The organism is Paracoccus onubensis, assembly GCF_003591515.1.
Classification (GTDB): domain Bacteria; phylum Pseudomonadota; class Alphaproteobacteria; order Rhodobacterales; family Rhodobacteraceae; genus Paracoccus; species Paracoccus onubensis.
In genome coordinates this window covers 143,622-163,733 of the sequence record NZ_QZCG01000009.1, presented here as the reverse complement: position 1 = coordinate 163,733, position 20,112 = coordinate 143,622, and the positions used below count along the sequence as shown (strand labels likewise).

Here is a 20,112-nt window from a genome sequence, read left to right as displayed (position 1 = left end):
CATCACTCCACGTATTTCTTGATACCGGTCCAGATACGCTCGACGGTATCAAGATAATTTTCGTCGCGGCGCAGGTCGTCGGGCGAAATCTCTCTGGAGATCTGCGGATCGATGATCTCGGATACGCGGCCCGGACGCGGCGACAGCAATACGATCCGGTCCGAGACATAGACCGCTTCCTCGATCGAATGGGTTACGAACAGGAAGGTCTTGTTCTCGACTTCACGCAGGTGCATCAGGTCCTCTTGGAACTTGCGCCGCGTCTGCTCGTCCACGGCCGAGAAAGGCTCGTCCATCAGCAGGATGTCGGCATCGACCGCCAGCGCACGGGCAAGACCGACACGCTGCCGCATTCCGCCCGAAAGCTCATGCGGGTATTTCTTTTCGAAACCGTGAAGGCCCACTTCACCGATATAATGCCGGGCGCGGTCCTCCCGTTCGGATTTCGCGACGCCCTGCACCTTCAAACCGTAAGCCGCGTTTTCAAGCACCGACGCCCAGGGCATCAAGGCAAAATCCTGAAATACGAAGGCCCGTTCCGCTCCGGGACCATTCACGGGTTTGCCTTTGACCCGAATTTCGCCCGAACTGGGCTGCAAAAGACCGGCCACGATTTTCAGCAGGGTTGTCTTGCCGCAGCCCGACGGCCCCAGCAGACTGGTCAGATGGCCCTTCTCGAAGCTGAGATCGATATCCTGAAGGGCGACAACGGTATTCCCGTAAAGTTTCGAGACATTCCTGACCTCCACAATCGGCTCGCGGACCGGCGCGATCGGAACACCGGATCCGGCTGCGGTCGTCATCGAAAGCTGCATCATTCTCTCCTTTCGGGGCGGAACAGTTTCGCCTCGACCCATTGCAACAGGCCAACAGCGATGATTGCGAAGAGCACGATGGCCACGATGGTCGCGTACATATGCGCGAAATTGGCGATCGAGCGATGATAGGTGATCAGGTCGCCGACTCCGGTCGGGGTGATCAGAAGCTCGGCCAGCACGGCGCCGGAAAAGCCTTCCGCCACGCCAAGCCGCAATCCGGCGAACATCATCGGGCTGGCCGCGGGCAGAATGATCTGGGTAATCTGCTGCCGGCGCGTTCCCGTATAGGATCGGCACATGTCGACAAGCGAGGGCGAGACGTTCCGTACGGCTTTATAGCTGTTCATCGCGATGACCGGCAGCGACAACATCACGACCGCCACGACCTTCGAGGCAAGACCAATGCCATAGACGAATGTTACAAGCGGGATCAGCGCGGCCATCGGTGCGGCCTGCATGGTGATGAAGATCGGCAAAGTTATCCACTCGACATCAGAACGCAGGCCCATGGCGATCCCCGAGCCCACACCCACGACGACAGAAAAGACCAGGCCGATCACCAGCGGCTCCATTGTCCGCAGGAAAGCCGCGATCAGCGATCCATCCGCAAGCATCTCCCATAATGCAGCGATCATGGCCGTGAAGGATGGAAAGGCGAAGTTGAAACCGCTCATGGCAGCAAGCTGCCAGATCAATGCGAACAACGCGACCGAGGCGATTTTCCAAGGAAGCCCGGATCGCAGAACGCGGGCGAAAAGACCGGGATCGGCTGTATTGCGCATCCGGCTGATATCCATGCTGGTCATTGTAAGGTCCTGTAACCGGCAGGCGATGACGCAGATATTGGCGTCACGCTCCGTGAAGTGTCAGTTCCGGGCGGCGTTCAGCAGATCGAAATCCCAATATGCATTGATATCCACATCACCTTCTGGGGCATCCACCTGACCTGCGGCGGCCAGAAAGTTCAGATCATCCACGACATCTTCTGGCTCACCCCCCGATACGGGTAGAACCCCGTCCTGTGCGGCGCCGGTGTAATAGGGCACGATATCATTCACCGCGTCTTCCGGCAGATCCGGCAGCAGGTCATATTGCGTCCGGAGTTCGGCTACGATTTCGGGATTTTCATTGATCTCCGCCCAGGTGCGCATCAGCTCCTCGACAAACACCACCACATCGGCTTCGCGCTCGTTAAGGAAATCAGAGCTGCCATAAAGGGCTTCGTCGGTTGCGTTCACTCCTTCGATGGGAAGCCGTTCGAACTTATCGCCGCCCTGCTCGGTCAGAAGGCGGAAGGACGACGAATCCACGATCGACGCCTTCACGGTGCCTTGCAGCATGGCTCCGGCCCGGACCTCGGCGCCGGGGACATAGCTGATCGCCGAATATTCGATTCCGTGCTGTTGCTCCATAAGGCGCATCAGTGCTTCGGTGCCCGAGCCCCGCGAATGGACGGTCACTTCCTGACCGTCGAGATCTTCCCAACTGCTATAATAATCGGTGTTGACGACCGGAAAGAAGAGTAATGAGCTAAGCCGGTAGAACATGCGCAGGGGCGCCTGCGAGTTCTCGATAAAGGCATAGGGGGCGCCAACCCCGATATCCGCCTGTCCGCCGACAATCGCCTGCGTGGCGACATCTTCCGAGTTGAAGAAAGTCAGTTCCATCGGCACGCCGCGCTCTTTTGTGCGCTCCATCGCGACAAGCAGGCCCAGCGACTCGACCGAGGCGATATCGCCCATGGCCACCCGGATCGGCGCGTCCTGCGCCTGTGCCGGAATTTCAGTGACGGCAAGCGTTACGGCGCCCGCAATCAATCCCAAGAGTTTGCTTCTGATTTCGATCATCCCGCACATCCTCCCCGATGCTGGAACAGTTATCCAAACCAATCTTAACCAATTACCATGATTGGTTAAGCTAATTCCATGATACTGGTTACGAGTCAACGTGAAATCGCATTTAATCCTCCTGTAATCACAAGAATCGCCTAGATTGACAGATTGCGCGAGCTGTTCTAGGCACTGATCAATGTAAAAATTGGTTAGGAAATATCAGGTGTCTGACGTTACGGGAAAACGCTTTTCCTCCGCTCAACCTGACGCGGATCCTCATCAGGCGACGCTTGTGCAATTGCGTGCATGGCTCGCCAATCAGGATCTTGCCGCCGGAGAACGGTTACCGCCAGAACGTGAACTGGGCGATGTTCTGGGCGTATCCCGGGGTGAGTTGCGCAAGGCACTGGCTGCGCTTGAGGCAGAAGGCCAGCTGTGGCGTCATGTCGGTAAAGGGACATTTGTTGGCGCGCGCCCGATGAATGTGCTGAACCTGTCCGAAATTGGCCGTATAACCAATCCGGCAGAGGTGATGCGCACGCGATTGTTGATCGAACCGCTGATCGCGCGCGAGGCTGCGTTGCATGCGACCCAGGCCCATCTTGACGCGCTGCATGTCTGTGTCAGCCGGACGCATTCGGCGACAAGCTGGCGTCAATACGAGGCGGCCGATAACGAATTGCATCGCCTTGTCGCGGAGGCCACGGAAAATCGCCTGCTACTGGCTTTGTTCGATGCGCTGAATGCGGTCCGGCGCACCGTCGTCTGGGGCATGCTTCGTTCCGGAAATCAGAAGCCTCCGCCCAATCATCACTCTTTCGAAGAGCATGACCGGCTGATCAGCGCTATCGAGCGGCGCGATCTGGATGCCGCTGGCAAGGCGATGTTTAATCATCTGCAGGTGGTTCAGCAGAAAATGGTGACTCCTGCGATGCCGGAATCCTGAATAATAGGCTGGTGGGCAGGCGGTGATGGATCAGCGTTCGCGCTGCAGACATTATGAGCCGTCACTACCGCCATGCAGCTTGCGATCAAAAAGACAGCAGTTTAACCGGCTTCGTCAGCGGCATTCTTTGTAAGTAGAATGTCATAATGCTCGGCGCGCTCGTCAAAGCGGGAAAGCACCTCTCGCGCCCGGGGCGGTACATGGCTGCGTTCGAAATCTTCGCCGGTAAAGGCCCGGACGGAAGCAATATCGCGAAACCACATGATGGTGATGAATTCCACCTCTGTGTCGCGGTCTCGGCGGAACAGCTCGATCCTGTCGAAACCCGGTATTTTCATTGCGATGATATCCGGGATGACCTCGCCGGTGACGATGGTCTGATAGCTGTCCGCGTTATCGGTTGTGGTGTAGCCGTGCCAGATGCGGCTGATCATCGGCATCTCCTGCCTTTCAGATTTTCATGTCCCGGGCGGGGCCGGATACCTTTCAGAATAGGCGTTATCCAAAGAACATGTCCTGCCAAAGATTGCTGTTCGTGGCATGATTATTGGCATATATAGCTAATAAATTTCTTAAGATTAATCTATACTGCCATTATGGATGATATAGATCGCAGAATCATAGCCGCGCTTCAGGAAGATGGCCGGCTCAGCAATGTCGATCTGGCGGAGCGGGTCGGTCTTTCTCCGTCTCCCTGCCTCAGGCGCGTCAAGCTGCTCGAGGAGCGGGGCGTGATCACCGGCTATACGGCACGTATCGATCGCGAGGCCGTGGGGCTTTCGCTGACGGTCTTCGTCGAGATCACGGTGGGGCGGCATTCCCGGCAGAATGCGGCGGCTGTCGAACAGGGTTTCGCCAAAATTCCCGGCCTTGTCGCCTGCCATATGGTGTCCGGGGATGCCGATTTTCTGGCCGAGCTGGTCGTGGCCGATCTCAAGACCTACCAACGTATCCTGACGGAAAACATCCTGACGATCGAAGCGGTGGAGCAGGTTCGCTCGAATTTCTCGCTGCGTCCGATCCGCATCGCCCAGCCCCTTGCGCTGCCCTAGGGTGAGGCGCGTTGGATCGGAAACGCTTGATATTTGCGTCCCGCCATGACCGGGGGCAGCCCGTCGCCGGAAGGTCTCTTGAACCGGTGACGCACCCGCCGGCGACCCCCAGAGGTATTTGGACAAAGAAGAAGGAGGCGCGCGAATCCGGACAGGCGTGACAGGCTCCGGATTGGCCGGGCGGGATGTTGCGGCCTGCAAGCTCGCCATCTTTTGCGTCGCTCTTTTTTCCGCTCCCCAGAGATGCGATCTTGCACGGCTCTACGGCGTTTGGGCATATCATTTGAGTGCCGAAATCCCATAAGTTCTTGCCTTGATGCTTTTTCGGGTTGAAAAATGGTGCCGGTTTTGCCGGAAATGCTTTATTGTGGATATCCACAATAGCACGCGCGTGATCTACGTGATTTAATTAGCAAAATTCAGCGAACCGCCGGGAGGGCGGTAAACAGGAGGAAAGATCATATGCTGACTCGTCGCAGCTTCGCCCGTTTCGCGGGCGCCGCGGCCATTGCGCTTTCGGCTACTTTGCCGGCGCTGGCTCAGGACACCATCGTCATCAAGTTCAGTCACGTCGTCGCCCCGGATACGCCCAAGGGCAAAGGCGCCGAAAAATTCAAGGAACTTGCAGAGGAATATACCGAAGGCAAGGTCAAGGTCGAAGTCTATCCCAACAGCCAGCTTTACAAGGACAAGGAAGAGCTGGAGGCGCTGCAACTTGGCGCTGTGCAGATGCTTGCACCGTCACTGGCGAAATTCGGCCCGCTCGGCGTCCAGCAGTTCGAGCTGTTCGATCTGCCCATGCTGGTGGACGGCTATGACGATCTGCGCAAGATCACCGATGGCGAGATCGGCCAGGAGTTGCTGGCCATGCTGGAGGACAAGGGCATCAAGGGTCTGGCCTATTGGGACAATGGCTTCAAGATCATGTCGGCCAACAGTCCGGTGATCGTGCCCGACGACTTCCTTGGGCTGAAAATGCGCATCCAGTCCTCGAAGATTCTCGAGGCGCAGATGGAAGCGCTCGGCGCAGTGCCGCAGGTCATGGCCTTCTCGGAAGTCTATCAGGCGCTGCAAACCGGCGTCGTTGACGGCACCGAGAACCCGCCTTCAAACATGTATACCCAGAAAATGCACGAAGTGCAGTCGCATGCCACGATCTCGAACCATGGCTATCTGGGCTATGCGGTGATCGTGAACAAGACCTTCTGGGAAGGATTGCCCGACGACGTGCGCGGCAATCTCGAAAAGGCCATGGCCGACGCAACCACTTATGCGAACTCGATCTCCGAGGAAGAGAACGACAAGGCGATGGAGGCGATGAAGGCCGCGGGCACGACCGAGTTTCACGAGTTAACTGACGAGGAGCGCGCCGAATGGTACGAGGTTCTTAAGCCCGTCCACGAGGAAATGTCGGACCGCATCGGCGAAGACCTGCTTCAAAGGGTCTATGACACGCTTGGCGTAGAAAGCTGATCCTGTCTTAACCGCGAGGACCCGCAAGGGTCCTCGTATCAATCATCGGGGTTCGCCATGTTACTGCGCTTCCTCGACCGCTTCGAAGAAATCCTGATTTCGGTCCTCATGGCTCTTGCAGTCATGCTGATCTTCGTTGCGGTCGTCCATCGTTTCTCGATCGGCTTTGCCGCGGATATGGTCGGCTGGGCCCGGGCACATGAGATGCCTGGACTTCAAGATTTCGCTCGATCGACCTTCAAGGCGATCAATTCGCTCAAGCTGACCTGGGCGCAGGAGGCCTGTATCTACCTGTTCGTCTGGATGGCCAAGTTCGGCGCCGCTTATGGCGTACGCATCGGTATTCATGTCGGGGTGGACATCCTGGCCGAGAAGCTCGAAGGCAGCGCCCGCAAGGTCATCACCACGATTGCCATGTCCGGCGGCATCATCTTCACCTTCATCATCGCATGGATCGGAACGACTTTCGTCTGGGAGGTCGCCAGGGGCGGCCAAACCTCGCCCGATCTCGAGATGCCCATGTGGATCATCTACCTGGCCGTGCCGCTGGGTTCCGCGCTCATGTGCTTTCGCTTCATCCAGGCGCTCTGGATCTATCTGACCACCGGCGAGATCGCCCATCATGACCTCAACTCGGTCGAGGGCGTCGAGGAACAGGCCGAAGAAGCCGCAGAGGGTAAGTCATGACCGCACTCATCATCTTCATGATCCTGGCGGTGCTGCTGATCACCGGCATGCCGGTATCGATCGCGCTTGGGCTTACCGTCTTCTCGTTCCTGTTCGGTTTCACCAGTATTCCTTTGGACAGCATCGCTCTGAAGCTGTTCACCGGCATCGAGAAATTCGAGATCATGGCGATCCCGTTCTTCATTCTGGCCGGAAATTTCCTGACGCATGGAGGCGTGGCGCGACGGATGATCCGTTTCGCGACCTCGATGGTGGGGCATTGGTATGGCGGCATGGGACTTGCCGCGGTGGTGGCCTGCGCGCTTTTTGCCGCGATTTCCGGTTCGTCGCCGGCTACGGTGATGGCGGTGGGTTCGATCCTCATTCCGGCCATGGTCAAGCAGGGATATCCGCCCCAATTCGGTGTCGGCTCGATCGCTGCCGCCGGCGGTCTGGGCATCCTGATTCCGCCTTCGATTGTGATTGTCATGTATGCTGTCGCGACCTCGGGCATGGTGGTAACTGACGCCGAGGGCAACTCGGTCATGTCAGCCTCGATCGGAACGCTGTTCATGGCGGGTGTGATCCCGGGCCTGATGCTGGCGACCATGCTTGGAACAACGACATTCTGGCGAGCCTGGAGGGGTGGCTATCCGCGCATGCCCAAGGCCACCTGGGGCGAGCGCTGGACGACATTCCGACAGTCGATCTGGGGATTGATGCTGATCGTTATCATCATGGGCGGCATCTATGGCGGCATCTTCACCCCGACCGAGGCCGCCGCTGTGAGTGCCGTCTATGCCTTCGTGATCGCCGTCTGGGTCTACAAGGATATCCGGCTGCGCGATGTGCCGCAGGTCTTGCTGAGTTCTGCCGCGATGTCGGCGATGCTGCTCTATATCATCACCAATGCGGTCATGTTCGCCTTCATCCTGACCTCCGAGCAGATCCCGCAAGCCATGTCGGCCTGGATCGTGGATATGGGGCTGGGCAAGATCGGGTTCCTGCTGGTGGTTAACCTTCTCCTGCTTCTCGTGGGCATGGTGATGGAACCCTCGGCCATCGTGCTGATCATGGCCCCGATCCTTTATCCGGTCGCTGTCAAGCTGGGTGTGGATCCGGTACATTTCGGGATCATGATGGTGGTCAACATGGAGATCGGATTATGTACGCCACCGGTCGGGTTGAACCTCTATGTCGGGTCAGCGATTTCCCGGTTGGGGCTGACGCAGGTCAGCAAGGCCGTGCTGCCCTGGTTGATGACGGCATTGGTGTTCCTGATGCTGATCACCTATATCCCTGAAATCACGTTATTCCTGCCCCGTCTGCTGGGACTGCACTGAGATGCGGTAAAGCCTTTGGCTTACCGCGTACTCAGCGGGGCTGGAATCGGTTGCCAGAGGTTTCGAGGGATTTGGAAACGCGGGTTGATGCGGAGGAGTCGACGACATCTCTGATGCGCAGGCTTCCCGGTAACCGCCAGCAAGCGGGTTGATCAGAAAAACACAGCGCGACCGGAAACGGTCGCGCTGTTTCTTGTTATAAGTGGAATTTGATCAGAACGGGCTGTCGGGGTAGAAGAAGTTCTCGGCGTTTTCTGGCGTGATCAACTGGCTGCCAATGATGAAGCGGCCCGTCATCGGTGCGTTCGAGACGAAGTTGAGCGCCGTCATCTCGATGGCCGAGGAAATCAGCGCCGGCGGATAGGTCACGTTCACCGGCAGTTGCGGGTCGCCGTCCATGATGCGCTGGACGATTTCCTTCATCCCGGCACCGCCGATCACCCACATTTCCTCGTCGCGGCCTGCGGCAGAGATGGCTTCCAGAACGCCGATAGCCATGTCGTCATCGGCGGCCCAGACCGCGTCGATCTCGGGATATTTCGACAAATAGTCCTGCATGACGGTAAAGGCGTCGTCGCGATTCCAATTGCCGTGTTGCATATCGAGGATTTCCACCTCGGAGCCTTCCAGCGCTGCCTGGAATGCTTCGACACGTTCATTGTCCAGCGTGGTCGGTATGCCGCGCAGAACGACGACCTTGGAACCGGCTTCCAGATTGTCACGGAAATATTCGCCCGCCACACGCCCGAAAGCGGTGTTGTCGCCCGCCACATACAGATCCTCGATACCTTCCTGCGACAGGCCGCGATCCACCACGGTCACGAACTTGCCCGCATCCTTCACTGCGGCGACCGGCGCGGTCAGCGGCTCGGATTCGAAAGGCAGCACGACCAGCCCGTCGATATTGCGGGTGGCCATCATGTCTTCGATATCGTTGACCTGCTTGGCCGCGTCACCGGCGGTCGACAAGACGAATTCGATATTCGGATATTGCTCGCCCAGACGATTGATCGTGTCCTGAGCATGCCAGTTCAGCCCGCCCATGAAGCCATGGGTGGCCGAGGGGATCGACACACCGATGACCACTTTCTCGTCATCCTGTGCAAAAGCGGCACCGGATGCTACGCCCATTGACATGATCAATGCGGTGGCTTTCATCAGGCTTCTGCGTTTCATGGATTTCCCTCCCAAGAATTACCGCTCGTCGGCGGCACGTTTCTCCCGCTGCAGCACAACAGCAAGAACGATGATGACCCCCTGGATGGCCCCGTTGAGATAGGGGCTGACCAGATCGGCCAGATTCAGAATATTGTCGATCAGTGACAGGATCAGGACGCCGATGACGGTGCCCCAGACCCGGCCGCGGCCGCCCTTCAGGGCGGTGCCGCCGATAATCACCGCCGCAATTGCCTCGAGTTCCCACAGCACACCGGTGGAGCCCGAAGCCGAGCCAAGGCGCGGGACGTAAAGCACCGTTGCAAGCCCGACCAGCAGGCCCAGCAGCAGATAGGTGAGAAGTTTCACACGATTCACGTCGATCGCGGAATAGCGCGCCACCCGGTCATTCGAGCCGATGGCCTCGACATGGCGTCCGAAACGGGAATGACGCATCGTCCATTCGCCCAGTACGGCGATGATGGCGAAGACGATGATCGGCCATGTGATCCAGCCGATGCCGCCGTAATAAACCGGGCGGTAAAGCGTACGCAGCCCGTATTCGAGGCTGAGGGTTCCGCCATCGGCCAGCCAGGTGACGAGCGAGCGAAAGATGCCCATCGTGCCAAGGGTAACGATGAATGGCTCGATTCTGGCCTGTGTGATGAGAAGCCCGTTCACCAGTCCGGCGATGATCCCGCCCAGAATGGCGACTCCCATCCCGATCAGAATGGTACCCCAGTTCTCGCCGATTTCCGGCAGGGCGGCATTCATGGCGATGATCGTGATCCCGGCCAGAAACGCGGCCATCGAACCGACTGAAAGATCAAGCCCGCCTGCGGTGATCACAAAGGTCATGCCGACGGCGATGATCCCGATGAAGGCAGAACGGGCCAGCACATTGGTAATATTGGCCGGGGCCAGAAAGGCGCTGTTCAGCAGCGCACCCAGGACGACCAGCGCGATCAATGCGACCAGCGGGCCAAGGAGATGGAGATCAGGTTTTTTCATGCGGCTTTCCCGCTGTCAGAGGTAACGCCCATGGCAAGGCGCACGATGTTGTCTTCGGTCATGGCATCGCCTTCGACCTCGCCCGCCAGCCTGCCTTCGCGCATGACCAGCACGCGGTCGGACAGGCCGATCACTTCGGTCATTTCACTGCTGATGACGATGACGCTGCGGCCTTCGGAGGCCAGCTTGCGGATGAAGGCATAGATCTGCCGCTTGGTGCCCACGTCAATGCCGCGGGTCGGTTCGTCAATGATGATGATCTCGGGTTCGGGCAGCATGGTCTTGGCCAGCAGCAGCTTCTGCTGATTCCCGCCCGACAGCTTGCCCGCCAGCATATTTGAGTCCTTGGCGCGGATGTCGAAATCCTGAGTGGCGCGGGCAAGTGCCTTGTCCTCGGCCCGGGTGTCAATGCGCCATGTGCCGAACTTCTCCAGCTTGGCCAGCGTCAGGTTGACGCGCAGGCCCTTTTCCAGAAGCAGCCCGGCTTCCTTGCGGTCCTCGGTCAGATAGGCAAGCCCTGCCAGGACGGCATCGCGAAGGCTGTCGATCCTGACCGGTTTGCCATTCACGCGGATTTCGCCGGTCGCACTGCGCAGGCCAACCAGCCCCTCGGCAAGCTCGGTGCGCCCCGAGCCGACCAGACCGGCAATGCCCAGCACCTCGCCCTTGCGCAATTGCAGGGAGACGTCATGGACACGGCCGGGCACAGTCAGGCCGGAAACGGAAAGGGCCGCCTCTGGCGCGGGATTACCTTTCGGCGGATAGAAATCCTCCAACTCGCGTCCGACCATAGCGGTGGCCATACCGTCCTCGGTCAGTTCTCCCTGCAATGCCTGCCGGACCACGCGGCCGTCGCGCAGCACGGTGATGCGATCGGCCAGATGGGCGACTTCGTCCAGACGGTGCGAGCAATAGAGGATCGCAACCCCTTCGGCCCGCAGCCGGTCGATCTGTTCGTAAAGCGTGCCGACCTCGCGATGGGTCAGAACGGCGCTTGGCTCGTCCATGATCAGGACGCGGGCATTGCGGGACAGGGCCTTGGCGATCTCGACCATCTGCCGGTCGGGAACCGAGAGACGTCCGATCTTCGCATCGGGCGAGATTGTCGTGTTCAGCCGTTTCAGCAACGCCGCGGTCTGTTCGCGCATGGCGGCGTGGTTCAAGCGGAAACCGCCCAATTCGCGGCCAAGGAACACATTCGCCGCAACCGTCAGGTCAGAGGCGAGGTTGAATTCCTGATGGATGACGACAATCCCCTGCGCCTCGGCATCGGGGCCGCTGGCAAAGGCAACCGGCTGGCCATCCAACACGATCTGCCCATCGGTTGGATCAAGAAACCCACCGAGGATCTTCATGATCGTCGATTTGCCCGCGCCGTTTTCACCGATCAGGGCATGAACTTCACCCGGTTCCAACGCCAGATCGACATTATGCAGGACCTGAATCGGCCCGAAGCTTTTCGATACGTTTTGAAGGGAAAGGATGCTCATGTCCGAACCTCGATCCATGCGCCGTCGCGGGCGGCGGATGCTTGCGTGGCCGCGATGAAAGCCATGCCGGACAAACCGGCCTGAAGACCCGGAACGCGATCGATGTGGGTCGAATCGCCTCGAATAACCGATGCGATATCGCTGTAAAGATTTGAAAAACCCTCAAGGTAGCCCTCGGGATGACCCGGGGGCGTGCGAAAGGATCGGCTGCGGTCCTGTGCACGGGTCAGGATCCGGGCCGGGCCGTCCTTGGGCGTGACGATCAGCTCTTCCGGGCGTTGCAGCCGCCATTCCAGTGCGGCTTCCGTGCCGAAGATACGCAGTGACAGGCCGTTCTCCTGTCCCACCGCGACCTGAGACGCCCAGATGCCGCCCTTGGCGCCGGAGGCATAGCGCAGCGCGATCCGCGCATCATCGTCAACCTGACGCCCCGGCACCATGCTGGACAGATCCGCCGACAGGAAGGCAGGCGTCTGCCCGGTCACATATTCGGCCAGTTGCCACGCATGCGTTCCGATATCGCCGATCGCACCGGCACCCGCCCGCGCGGGATCGGTGCGCCATTCGGCCTGTTTGCTGTCAGTCTGGCCGGCCAGCCAGCCCTGAAGATATTCCACCCGCACCAGCCGGATCATGCCAAGCGCATTCTCGGCCACCAGCGCCCGCGCCTCGCGCACCATCGGCAGAGCGCTGTAATTATGTGTCAGGAAGAAGCGTGCATCGCTGGCTTTCGCGGCATCGGCAATCTCGCGTGCCTGCTCTGCCGTCGCGGCCAGCGGCTTGTCGCAGATGACGTGGATTCCTGCCCGCAGAAAGGCTGTCGCAGGGGCGGCGTGCATGTGGTTGGGCGTGACGATACTGACGGCTTCGATACCATCTTCCCGCGCCGCCTCGGCCACCGCCATGTCGTTGAAGTCGGAATAGCCTCGGATCCCCAGTTCCGCCGCGCTTTCAGCCGCACGTTCGGGGTTCGAGGACAAGGCGCCCGCGACCAGCGCGAAATGCCCGTCCATCCGTGCCGCGATGCGGTGGACGGCGCCGATGAATGCGCCGCTGCCTCCGCCGACCATGCCAAGACGAATCGGGGTCATAGGCCAAGTGCCTTCTCGAGCGCCGCATGATCCACGTGGCTTGCAGCGAAATCATCGAAGGCATGCGGCGTGACACGGATGATATGATCGCGCACGAAAGCCGCGCCTTCGCGGGCGCCGTCCTCGGGGTGCTTCAGTGCGCATTCCCATTCCACCACCGCCCAGCCGTCGAAGCCGTATTGGGTCAGTTTGGAGAAGACCGCCTTGAAATCCACTTGCCCGTCACCCGGACTGCGGAAACGACCGGCGCGGTCCACCCAGGACTGATAGCCGCCATAAACGCCCTGCCGTCCGGTAGGGCGGAACTCGGCATCCTTGACGTGGAACATGCGGATGCGGTCGTGGTAGATGTCGATGTTCTGCAGATAATCAAGCTGTTGCAAAAGGTAATGCGACGGATCGTAAAGCATGTTGGCGCGGGCATGGCCGCCAACGCGGTCAAGGAACATCTCGAAGGTCACACCATCATGCAGATCCTCGCCCGGATGGATTTCGTAGCAGATATCGACGCCCTGATCCTCGGCCAGATCCAGCAGCGGAGACCATCGCGCGGCCAGCGTATCGAAGGCGGTCTCGATCAGGCCGGGTGCGCGTTGCGGCCATGGATAAAGATAGGGCCAGGCCAACGCGCCCGAGAAGGTTGCCATCCGGTCCAACCCCAGAAGGCGGCTGACGCGAATGGCCTTTGATACCTGATCGACCGCCCATTTCTGCCGTGCCGAAGGGTTGCCGCGCACCGAATCAGGCGCGAAGGCGTCGAAGCCCGCGTCATAGGCGGGGTGGACCGCCACCAGCTGGCCCTGAAGATGCGTGGAAAGTTCGGTCACCTCTACGCCGTTCTGTCGGGCAACGCCCAGAAACTCGTCCCGATAATCCCGTGATTCCAAAGCGCGATCCAGATCCAGCATGCGCGGATCATTGGTCGGAACCTGTACGCCGGCATAGCCGCATTCCGACGCCCAGCGGGTGATCCCATCCCATGTATCGAAGGGGGCGTTACCGCCGATGAATTGCGCCAGAAACAGTGCGGGGCCTTTGATCGTATGCATGTTCACCTCTTCCCGGCGGCCAACCTGCACTGCTCTGCAATCGATTGCAAACATTTTCTTGTCCCGACCGCATGTCGCGCATAATGTCTGGCCATGGATAAACCGATCATCCCGCCCGGACGGGTCAAATTGCTGGATGTCGCGCGGGTGGCGGGCGTGTCGACCTCGACCGTCAGCCGCGTATTGTCACAGCCTGATCTGGTGGCCGAGGCGACGCGTGAGGCGGTGATGAATGCGGTGACCGAAACCGGCTACCGGATGAACCACGCGGCGCGAAACCTCAGGATGCAGCGCACCGGCTGCGTGGTGGCGCTTGTCCCCAATCTGGGCAACCCGTTCTTCGCCAAGATCCTTGATGGCATGGGCCGCGAACTGGCGGCTGCCGGATATGACCTGCTGGTTTCGGATACCCAGGACGGGGACGGGCGGCATGTCAGCCTGCACCGTTTCCTGGACCGGTCGCGTGCGGATGGGATCATCCTGACGGATGGATTGGTGCCGCAGGCGGGGCTGGAAATGCCGGACTCGCCCCCGGTCATCACGGCGTGCGAGTGGATCGAGGGAGCAAAGCTGCCGCGCGTCATGCTGGACAATCGCGAAGGCGGCCGCATGGCCGTGGCGCATCTGCGCGAATTGGGCCATCGCCATATCGCGGTGATAGGCGGGCCGCCCGACAACGTGCTACACAAGGCACGTCTTGCCGGGGCAGAGGAAGCCGCCGGAGATAGGCCGCTGACCGTCTTTCGGGGCGATTTCACCTTGCAGGCGGGCGCCGCGGCCGCACAGGCATGGATGGCCCTGCCGGTGTCAGAGCGCCCTACGGCGATCTTTGCCTTCTCGGATGAAATGGCCTGCGCCTTCACCGCCGGTCTTCAGCGGGCGGGGATGCAGGTGCCGCGCGACGTTTCGATCGTGGGGTTCGACGATATCGAGATGGCCTCGCATCTGGCCCCGGCGCTGACCACGATCCGCCAGCCGAAGCGCGAACTGGGCATGCAGGCGGCCCGCGTGATCCTGCGCCGAATCGAGGGCCGTGAGGTCGCGCCGATGACGCTGCTGCGTCCGCTTCTGATGCTGCGGGAGACGACTGCACCCGTGAGTCGTTAAGTGGTTCGACCGCCTTGAGCCGGCCCGGCGATCCATGCCGGGCGCAGCAACTGGCGCGTGATCAAATCCGGTTCAGCACATCCCGGATCGCTTTCGCATAATCTGTTGCGATTCGGGTGCGGTGGATGTGACGCCCCTCGCGGACCAGATGCACTCCCGCGGCCCAGAGATCGGCCACTCGCAGGTCGCGTCCGAAGACCCAGCGATCCATCAGCCGGTCATCGGGCATTTCCAGCCGACAATTATCGCTCAGGGCGACCAGATCGGCAGGGTGTCCGGAGGCGATCGCCGGATTGGGGGCGTCAAGAGACTGGGCGCCTCCGCTGAGTGCGGCGTGAAACAGGCTGGCACCGGTCGAACCGTTCACAGCCAGTGCGTTGCGCAGCCGCAGGGACAGGCGCTGCGAATATTCCAGCTGCTTCAATTCGCCCGGCAGGGTAATTTCCACATTGCTGTCAGTGCCGATGCCGATCCGTCCGCGCTGCGCCAGAAACTCGACGGCTGGAAAGATGCCGTCGCCCAGATTGGCCTCGGTGATCGGACAAAGCCCGACCACGGCGCCAGAGGTGGCGATGCGCCGGATTTCATTCTTGATCAGATGGGTTGCGTGGATCAGGCACCATGATGGTCCCACTGGCGCGTTGGCCAGCAGATATTCCACCGGCCGGGCACCGGTATGGGCAAGGCAATCCTCGACTTCCTTTACCTGTTCACTGATGTGGATATGGAAGGGCCGCCCGGGAAACGCCTCGGCGAGCGCGATGATTTCGGCCATGGTCGCGGCCCGCAGGGAATGCGGGGCGATGCCGACGCGGTCCTGTGGGCGGATATATCCGTCGCAGGTCTCGATCAGCTGAAGATAGTCGTCCAGCCCGTGCAGGAAGCGCCGCTGCCCTTCGCCTGCCGGTTCAGGGCCGAAACCGCCATGAGCGTAAAGGACCGGCAGATGGGTGAGGGCGATTCCCGTGTCCGCGGCCGCCGCGAAAATGCGCTGTGACATCTCTGCCGGATTATCATATGGCTGCCCGTCCGGCCCATGGTGCAGATAGTGGAATTCGCCCAGCCGGGTATAACCGGCCTCGAGCATCTCGATACAGGCCAGTGCGGCAACGGCCTGCACTTCATCGGGCGAAAGGCTCAGTGCGAAGCGATACATCATCTCGCGCCATGTCCAGAAACTGTCCTGGCCCGGCCCGCGCCGCTCGGTCAATCCGGCAAAGCCGCGTTGAAAGCTGTGGCTGTGCAGATTGGCCATGCCGGGCAGCAATATTTCTGCGCGATGATCGCCCGGCTGTGGCGCGACGCCGGTCTGTACCTGTTCGATCGTCGCATCGGTGAGGGTAATGCCCACATCGCGCGCCCAGCCATCGGGAAGGAGTGCAGCCGTCGCATGAATTCTCATCAGATTCCCCGGTTTCGCATTCGCCAAAAAAATCGCTTTCCTTGGTTCTTTTAATATGTATATACTTGAAAGATGCTCGGGGAAAGCGCAAACTGCCCCTCGGACGCATTTCCGGGCAGGTCGCAAGCAGGGAGAGCGCCGAATGACCGCGACGCTATGGATCAATGCGAGAGTCGTTACCTGCGATGGTGATGTGGAGCGTGCACCGCTTCCCGCCGCGCTGGAGGTCGAGACCGAGAATGGCCGGATCACGGCGGTTGGTGCGGGCTTGCCCCGGCGCGGCCAGCAAGAGGTCGATTGCGGTGGCAGACTGATGACGCCGGCGCCGATCGACTGTCACACCCATCTTGTTTTCGGTGGTGACCGAGCGAATGAATTCGAGATGCGGCTGGATGGCGCGACATATGAAGAAATCTCTCGCGCGGGCGGGGGCATCAGGGCCTCGATGCACGCGGTGCGCGAGATGGGGGTCGAGGAACTGGTCCAGGCCAGCCTGCCACGCCTGGATCATGTTCTGGCCGAAGGGGTGTCCACTATCGAGATCAAATCGGGCTATGGGCTTTCGGTTCCGGCGGAACTGAACATGTTGCGCGCGGCGCGGAGGCTGGCGGAACTGCGCCCGGTGCGGATCCGTACCACATGGCTGGCCGCCCATTCCCTGCCGCCGGAATATGCGGGGCGCGCGCCGGATTATATAAGCGAGGTCGCGATTGCCGGTCTGAACGCCGCCCATGCCGAAGGACTGGTCGATGCGGTGGACGGTTTCTGCGAGGGTATCGCCTTTTCGACCAGGGAGCTTGAACCGCTCTATCTGCGCGCGCGCGAACTGGACCTGCCGGTGAAAATCCATTCCGAACAATTGTCGCATGCCGGCGGCACCGCCTTTGCCGCCCGCCATGGTGCATTGTCCGCAGATCATCTGGAACATGCGACCGGGGCGGATGCGCGGGCCTTGGCGGCGGCGGGAACGGTGGCGGTCCTGCTGCCCGGCGCCTTCTACATGCTGCGCGAGACGGTTTGTCCTCCGGTTTCGGCATTCCGGGCCGCCGGCGTGCCCATGGCATTGGCGACGGACTGCAATCCGGGGACATCGCCGCTTAGCTCGATCCTGCTGACAATGAATATGGGGGCAGTGCTGTTCGGCCTGACGGTGCCGGAATGCCTTGCAGCGGTCACCAGCCATGCGGCCCATGCGTTGGGACTGCAAGATGAGATCGGGCGGATCGCCCCCGGCCTTTCGGCCGATTTCGCGCTGTGGGATGTCGAAACGCCTGCACAGCTTGTTGCGCGGATCGGGTTCAACCCGCTTCATGCGCGGATTTTTCACGGAGAAATGGTCTGAACATGCCTGAATTGCTGACCCCCGGATCGGTCCCGCTTGCCGCCCTGCGCCGTATCTATTGGGAGGGAACCGCACCCGGCCTCGATCCGGCCTCGGCGGCGGGGATCGCCCGTTCTGCCGCCCGTATTGCCGAGGTGGCAGCGGGCGAGGATGCCGTTTATGGCGTCAATACCGGTTTCGGCAAACTGGCCTCGATCCGCATTCCGGCAGAGGATGTGGCAACGCTTCAGCGCAATCTGATCCTGTCGCATTGTTGCGGCGTCGGAGAACCGTTGCCCAGGGCGGTGACGCGACTGATCCTGACGCTGAAGCTGATGTCTCTGGGGCGGGGGGCTTCGGGCACGCGGCCCGAGGTGGTGGCGTTGATCGGTGACATGCTGGCGAAAGGCGTGATGCCGGTCATCCCTGAAAAAGGCTCGGTCGGGGCATCAGGCGACCTTGCGCCACTGGCGCATATGGCCGCCGTGATGATTGGCGAGGGCGAGGCGGTCGTTCAGGATCAACGCCTGCCGGGGGCCGAAGCTCTGGCGCGCGCGGGGCTGAAGCCCGTAGTGCTTGCCGCGAAAGAGGGGTTGGCGCTGATCAACGGCACGCAGGTGTCATGCGCGCTGGCATTGGCGGGATTGTTCCGGGCCGAACGCGCCTTGCGCGCCGCTATCGTGACCGGTGCGCTGTCGACCGATGCGGCCATGGGCTCGACCACCCCGTTTACCGAGGAAATCCACATGCTGCGCGGGCATCAGGGCCAGATCGAGGTGGCCCGTGCCCTGCGCGCGCTGCTGGCCGACAGTCAGATTCGGGACAGCCATGTCGAAGGGGACGAGCGGGTGCAGGATCCCTATTGCATCCGCTGTCATCCTCAGGTCGCGGGTGCTGCGCTGGACGTGCTTCGCCAGGCCGCCCGGACACTCGAGATCGAGGCAAATGCAGCAACCGACAACCCGCTGATCCTGTCCGACGGTCTGGTTGTCTCGGGTGGGAATTTCCATGCCGAACCGGTGGCCTTTGCCGCCGACATGATCGCTTTGGCCGTAGCCGAGATCGGCGCCATCGCACAGCGTCGCGTCGCGTTGCTGGTCGATCCGGCGCTGAGCTATGGTCTGCCGGGCTTTCTGACGCCGGCGCCGGGACTGAATTCCGGCATGATGATCGCCGAAGTCACCACCGCCGCACTGATGAGCGAAAACAAGCAGATGGCGCACCCGGCCAGTGTGGACAGCACGCCGACTTCGGCCAATCAAGAGGATCACGTGTCGATGGCCTGTCACGGCGCGCGCCGCCTTTTGCCGATGACCCGGAACCTGTGGTGGATCATCGGCGTCGAGGGAATGATCGCCGCGCAGGGGGTGGATCTGCGCGGGCCGCTTAAATCCTCGCCCCGGCTTCAGGCCGCGATCGACATCATTCGGGCACGGATCCCGGCTTTGGAAGCGGACCGTTTTATGGGCAACGATATGGAGGTCGCGGGGGCGCTGGTGGCGGAAGGCGGGCTGGACCCGGTCGGGGCGGATATTCTTCCGGAGGTAGGTTGATGCAGCCGGTTCGCGTCGAAAGGGGCAATAGCCCAGTCATCCTTGCCTTTCCCCATGTCGGCACCGATTTGCCGATCGAAGTGGCCGATCGGCTGAACGAAGAGGGCCGGCTGCTGCGCGACACCGACTGGCACATCCACCGGCTTTATGACGGGCTGCTACCGGGCGTGACAACGGTGACCGCCACCCAGTCCCGCTATGTGATTGACCTCAATCGCGATCCGTCGGGTGTCAGCCTTTATCCGGGGCAGACCACGACCGGGTTGATCCCGTTGACCACCTTCGACAACGTGCCGATCTGGCGCGAGGGCAGGGAGCCGGCCGATCAGGACAAGGACCATTGGCTGAATACGGTGCATCGCCCCTATCACGATGCCCTTTCGGCCGAGATCGCGCGGGTGCGGGCGATTCATGGTGCGGCGATCCTTTATGACTGCCACTCGATCCGTTCGCATATCCCGTGGCTTTTCGACGGGCGACTGCCGGATTTCAATATCGGCACTGATGGTGGCGCGACTTGCGCCCCGGAGCTGGAGGCCGAAACGCTGCGCATCTGTCAGGCGTCGGCGGATCACAGCACTGTCCTGAACGGTCGTTTCCGTGGCGGCTGGACGACGCGGCATTACGGCCATCCTGAAACGGGCGTTCATGCGATCCAGATGGAACTGGCGCAGATCTCGCATCTGGCCGGCGAAGAACCTCCATTCGAGCTTCACCCCGCGCGCAGCACCCGTATGCGTGAGATCCTTGCCGATATCCTCAACGCGCTGGCCGGGCTTGTTCCGCGCCTGATCCGTCCCTGA

19 protein-coding genes are annotated in these 20,112 nt (G+C 60.8%); 9 read left to right on the top strand and 10 right to left on the bottom strand.

Annotated elements, in window-relative coordinates:
• Nucleotides 1-2: 2 nt before the first annotated feature.
• From D3P04_RS14155 to D3P04_RS14145, 3 genes are read right to left on the bottom strand one after another with little or no spacing between them, the layout of a single operon-like run.
• Complete coding sequence (locus D3P04_RS14155; protein WP_232845008.1) at nt 3-818, bottom strand: ABC transporter ATP-binding protein; 816 nt, start codon at nt 816-818, stop codon at nt 3-5.
• Nucleotides 815-1,624, bottom strand: coding sequence for an ABC transporter permease (locus tag D3P04_RS14150; protein WP_119749981.1), 810 nt, complete (start codon nt 1,622-1,624; stop codon nt 815-817). The genes D3P04_RS14155 and D3P04_RS14150 overlap by 4 nt, the downstream gene beginning before the upstream one ends.
• A gap of 60 nt (nt 1,625-1,684) precedes the next feature.
• Complete coding sequence (locus tag D3P04_RS14145) at nt 1,685-2,665, bottom strand: ABC transporter substrate-binding protein (RefSeq protein ID WP_182912865.1); 981 nt, start codon at nt 2,663-2,665, stop codon at nt 1,685-1,687.
• Between the two features lie 208 nt (nt 2,666-2,873).
• Here D3P04_RS14145 and D3P04_RS14140 point away from each other — a divergent pair, with 208 nt between their 5' ends.
• Nucleotides 2,874-3,596, top strand: coding sequence for a FadR/GntR family transcriptional regulator (locus D3P04_RS14140; RefSeq protein WP_119749977.1), 723 nt, complete (start codon nt 2,874-2,876; stop codon nt 3,594-3,596).
• A gap of 101 nt (nt 3,597-3,697) precedes the next feature.
• On the opposite strand, the gene D3P04_RS14135 is transcribed toward D3P04_RS14140, so the two are convergent.
• Complete coding sequence (locus D3P04_RS14135; RefSeq protein WP_119749975.1) at nt 3,698-4,030, bottom strand: antibiotic biosynthesis monooxygenase; 333 nt, start codon at nt 4,028-4,030, stop codon at nt 3,698-3,700.
• Between the two features lie 162 nt (nt 4,031-4,192).
• Between D3P04_RS14135 and D3P04_RS14130 the strand changes: the two genes are divergently transcribed.
• The 4 genes from D3P04_RS14130 (at nt 4,193) to D3P04_RS14115 (ending at nt 8,130) form a co-directional block, all read left to right on the top strand.
• Complete coding sequence (locus tag D3P04_RS14130; RefSeq protein ID WP_119749973.1) at nt 4,193-4,648, top strand: Lrp/AsnC family transcriptional regulator; 456 nt, start codon at nt 4,193-4,195, stop codon at nt 4,646-4,648.
• A 462-nt stretch (nt 4,649-5,110) separates the two neighbouring features.
• Complete coding sequence (locus D3P04_RS14125; RefSeq protein WP_119749971.1) at nt 5,111-6,121, top strand: TRAP transporter substrate-binding protein; 1,011 nt, start codon at nt 5,111-5,113, stop codon at nt 6,119-6,121.
• A 57-nt stretch (nt 6,122-6,178) separates the two neighbouring features.
• Nucleotides 6,179-6,808, top strand: coding sequence for a TRAP transporter small permease (locus D3P04_RS14120; protein WP_119749969.1), 630 nt, complete (start codon nt 6,179-6,181; stop codon nt 6,806-6,808).
• Nucleotides 6,805-8,130: a TRAP transporter large permease gene (locus D3P04_RS14115; RefSeq protein WP_119749967.1), complete on the top strand. Its 1,326-nt coding sequence runs from the start codon at nt 6,805-6,807 to the stop codon at nt 8,128-8,130. The genes D3P04_RS14120 and D3P04_RS14115 overlap by 4 nt, the downstream gene beginning before the upstream one ends.
• A 213-nt stretch (nt 8,131-8,343) precedes the next feature.
• On the opposite strand, the gene D3P04_RS14110 is transcribed toward D3P04_RS14115, so the two are convergent.
• Genes D3P04_RS14110 through D3P04_RS14090 form a run of 5 tightly spaced genes read right to left on the bottom strand, consistent with a single transcriptional unit; the run spans nt 8,344 to nt 13,926 of the window.
• Nucleotides 8,344-9,306 (bottom strand): ABC transporter substrate-binding protein, encoded by a 963-nt coding sequence (locus tag D3P04_RS14110; protein ID WP_119749966.1) that lies wholly within the window; start codon nt 9,304-9,306, stop codon nt 8,344-8,346.
• Nucleotides 9,307-9,324: 18 nt separating this feature from the next.
• Nucleotides 9,325-10,296: an ABC transporter permease gene (locus tag D3P04_RS14105; RefSeq protein ID WP_119749964.1), complete on the bottom strand. Its 972-nt coding sequence runs from the start codon at nt 10,294-10,296 to the stop codon at nt 9,325-9,327.
• Nucleotides 10,293-11,786 carry a sugar ABC transporter ATP-binding protein gene (locus D3P04_RS14100; protein WP_119749962.1) on the bottom strand — a complete coding sequence of 498 codons (1,494 nt, stop codon included), beginning with the start codon at nt 11,784-11,786 and terminating at the stop codon, nt 10,293-10,295. The genes D3P04_RS14105 and D3P04_RS14100 overlap by 4 nt, the downstream gene beginning before the upstream one ends.
• Nucleotides 11,783-12,877 (bottom strand): Gfo/Idh/MocA family protein, encoded by a 1,095-nt coding sequence (locus D3P04_RS14095; protein ID WP_119749960.1) that lies wholly within the window; start codon nt 12,875-12,877, stop codon nt 11,783-11,785. Before D3P04_RS14095 ends, D3P04_RS14100 begins: the two co-directional genes overlap by 4 nt.
• On the bottom strand, nt 12,874-13,926 hold the full coding sequence (locus D3P04_RS14090) for a sugar phosphate isomerase/epimerase family protein (protein WP_119750166.1): 1,053 nt from the start codon (nt 13,924-13,926) through the stop codon (nt 12,874-12,876). The genes D3P04_RS14095 and D3P04_RS14090 overlap by 4 nt, the downstream gene beginning before the upstream one ends.
• Nucleotides 13,927-14,019: 93 nt before the next feature.
• On the opposite strand from D3P04_RS14090, the gene D3P04_RS14085 reads away from it, so the two are divergent.
• Nucleotides 14,020-15,033 (top strand): LacI family DNA-binding transcriptional regulator, encoded by a 1,014-nt coding sequence (locus D3P04_RS14085; RefSeq protein WP_119749958.1) that lies wholly within the window; start codon nt 14,020-14,022, stop codon nt 15,031-15,033.
• Nucleotides 15,034-15,094: 61 nt separating this feature from the next.
• Here the strand turns inward: D3P04_RS14085 and D3P04_RS14080 are convergent, their stop codons facing one another.
• Nucleotides 15,095-16,435 (bottom strand): formimidoylglutamate deiminase, encoded by a 1,341-nt coding sequence (locus D3P04_RS14080; RefSeq protein WP_220475343.1) that lies wholly within the window; start codon nt 16,433-16,435, stop codon nt 15,095-15,097.
• A gap of 142 nt (nt 16,436-16,577) precedes the next feature.
• Between D3P04_RS14080 and hutI the strand changes: the two genes are divergently transcribed.
• From hutI to hutG, 3 genes are read left to right on the top strand one after another with little or no spacing between them, the layout of a single operon-like run.
• Nucleotides 16,578-17,777: an imidazolonepropionase gene (gene hutI, locus D3P04_RS14075; RefSeq protein ID WP_119749956.1), complete on the top strand. Its 1,200-nt coding sequence runs from the start codon at nt 16,578-16,580 to the stop codon at nt 17,775-17,777.
• A 2-nt stretch (nt 17,778-17,779) separates the two neighbouring features.
• Nucleotides 17,780-19,309 (top strand): histidine ammonia-lyase, encoded by a 1,530-nt coding sequence (gene hutH, locus D3P04_RS14070; RefSeq protein WP_119749954.1) that lies wholly within the window; start codon nt 17,780-17,782, stop codon nt 19,307-19,309.
• Entirely contained in the window at nt 19,309-20,112 is an 804-nt protein-coding gene (gene hutG / locus D3P04_RS14065) for an N-formylglutamate deformylase (RefSeq protein WP_119749952.1), read from the top strand. Before hutH ends, hutG begins: the two co-directional genes overlap by 1 nt.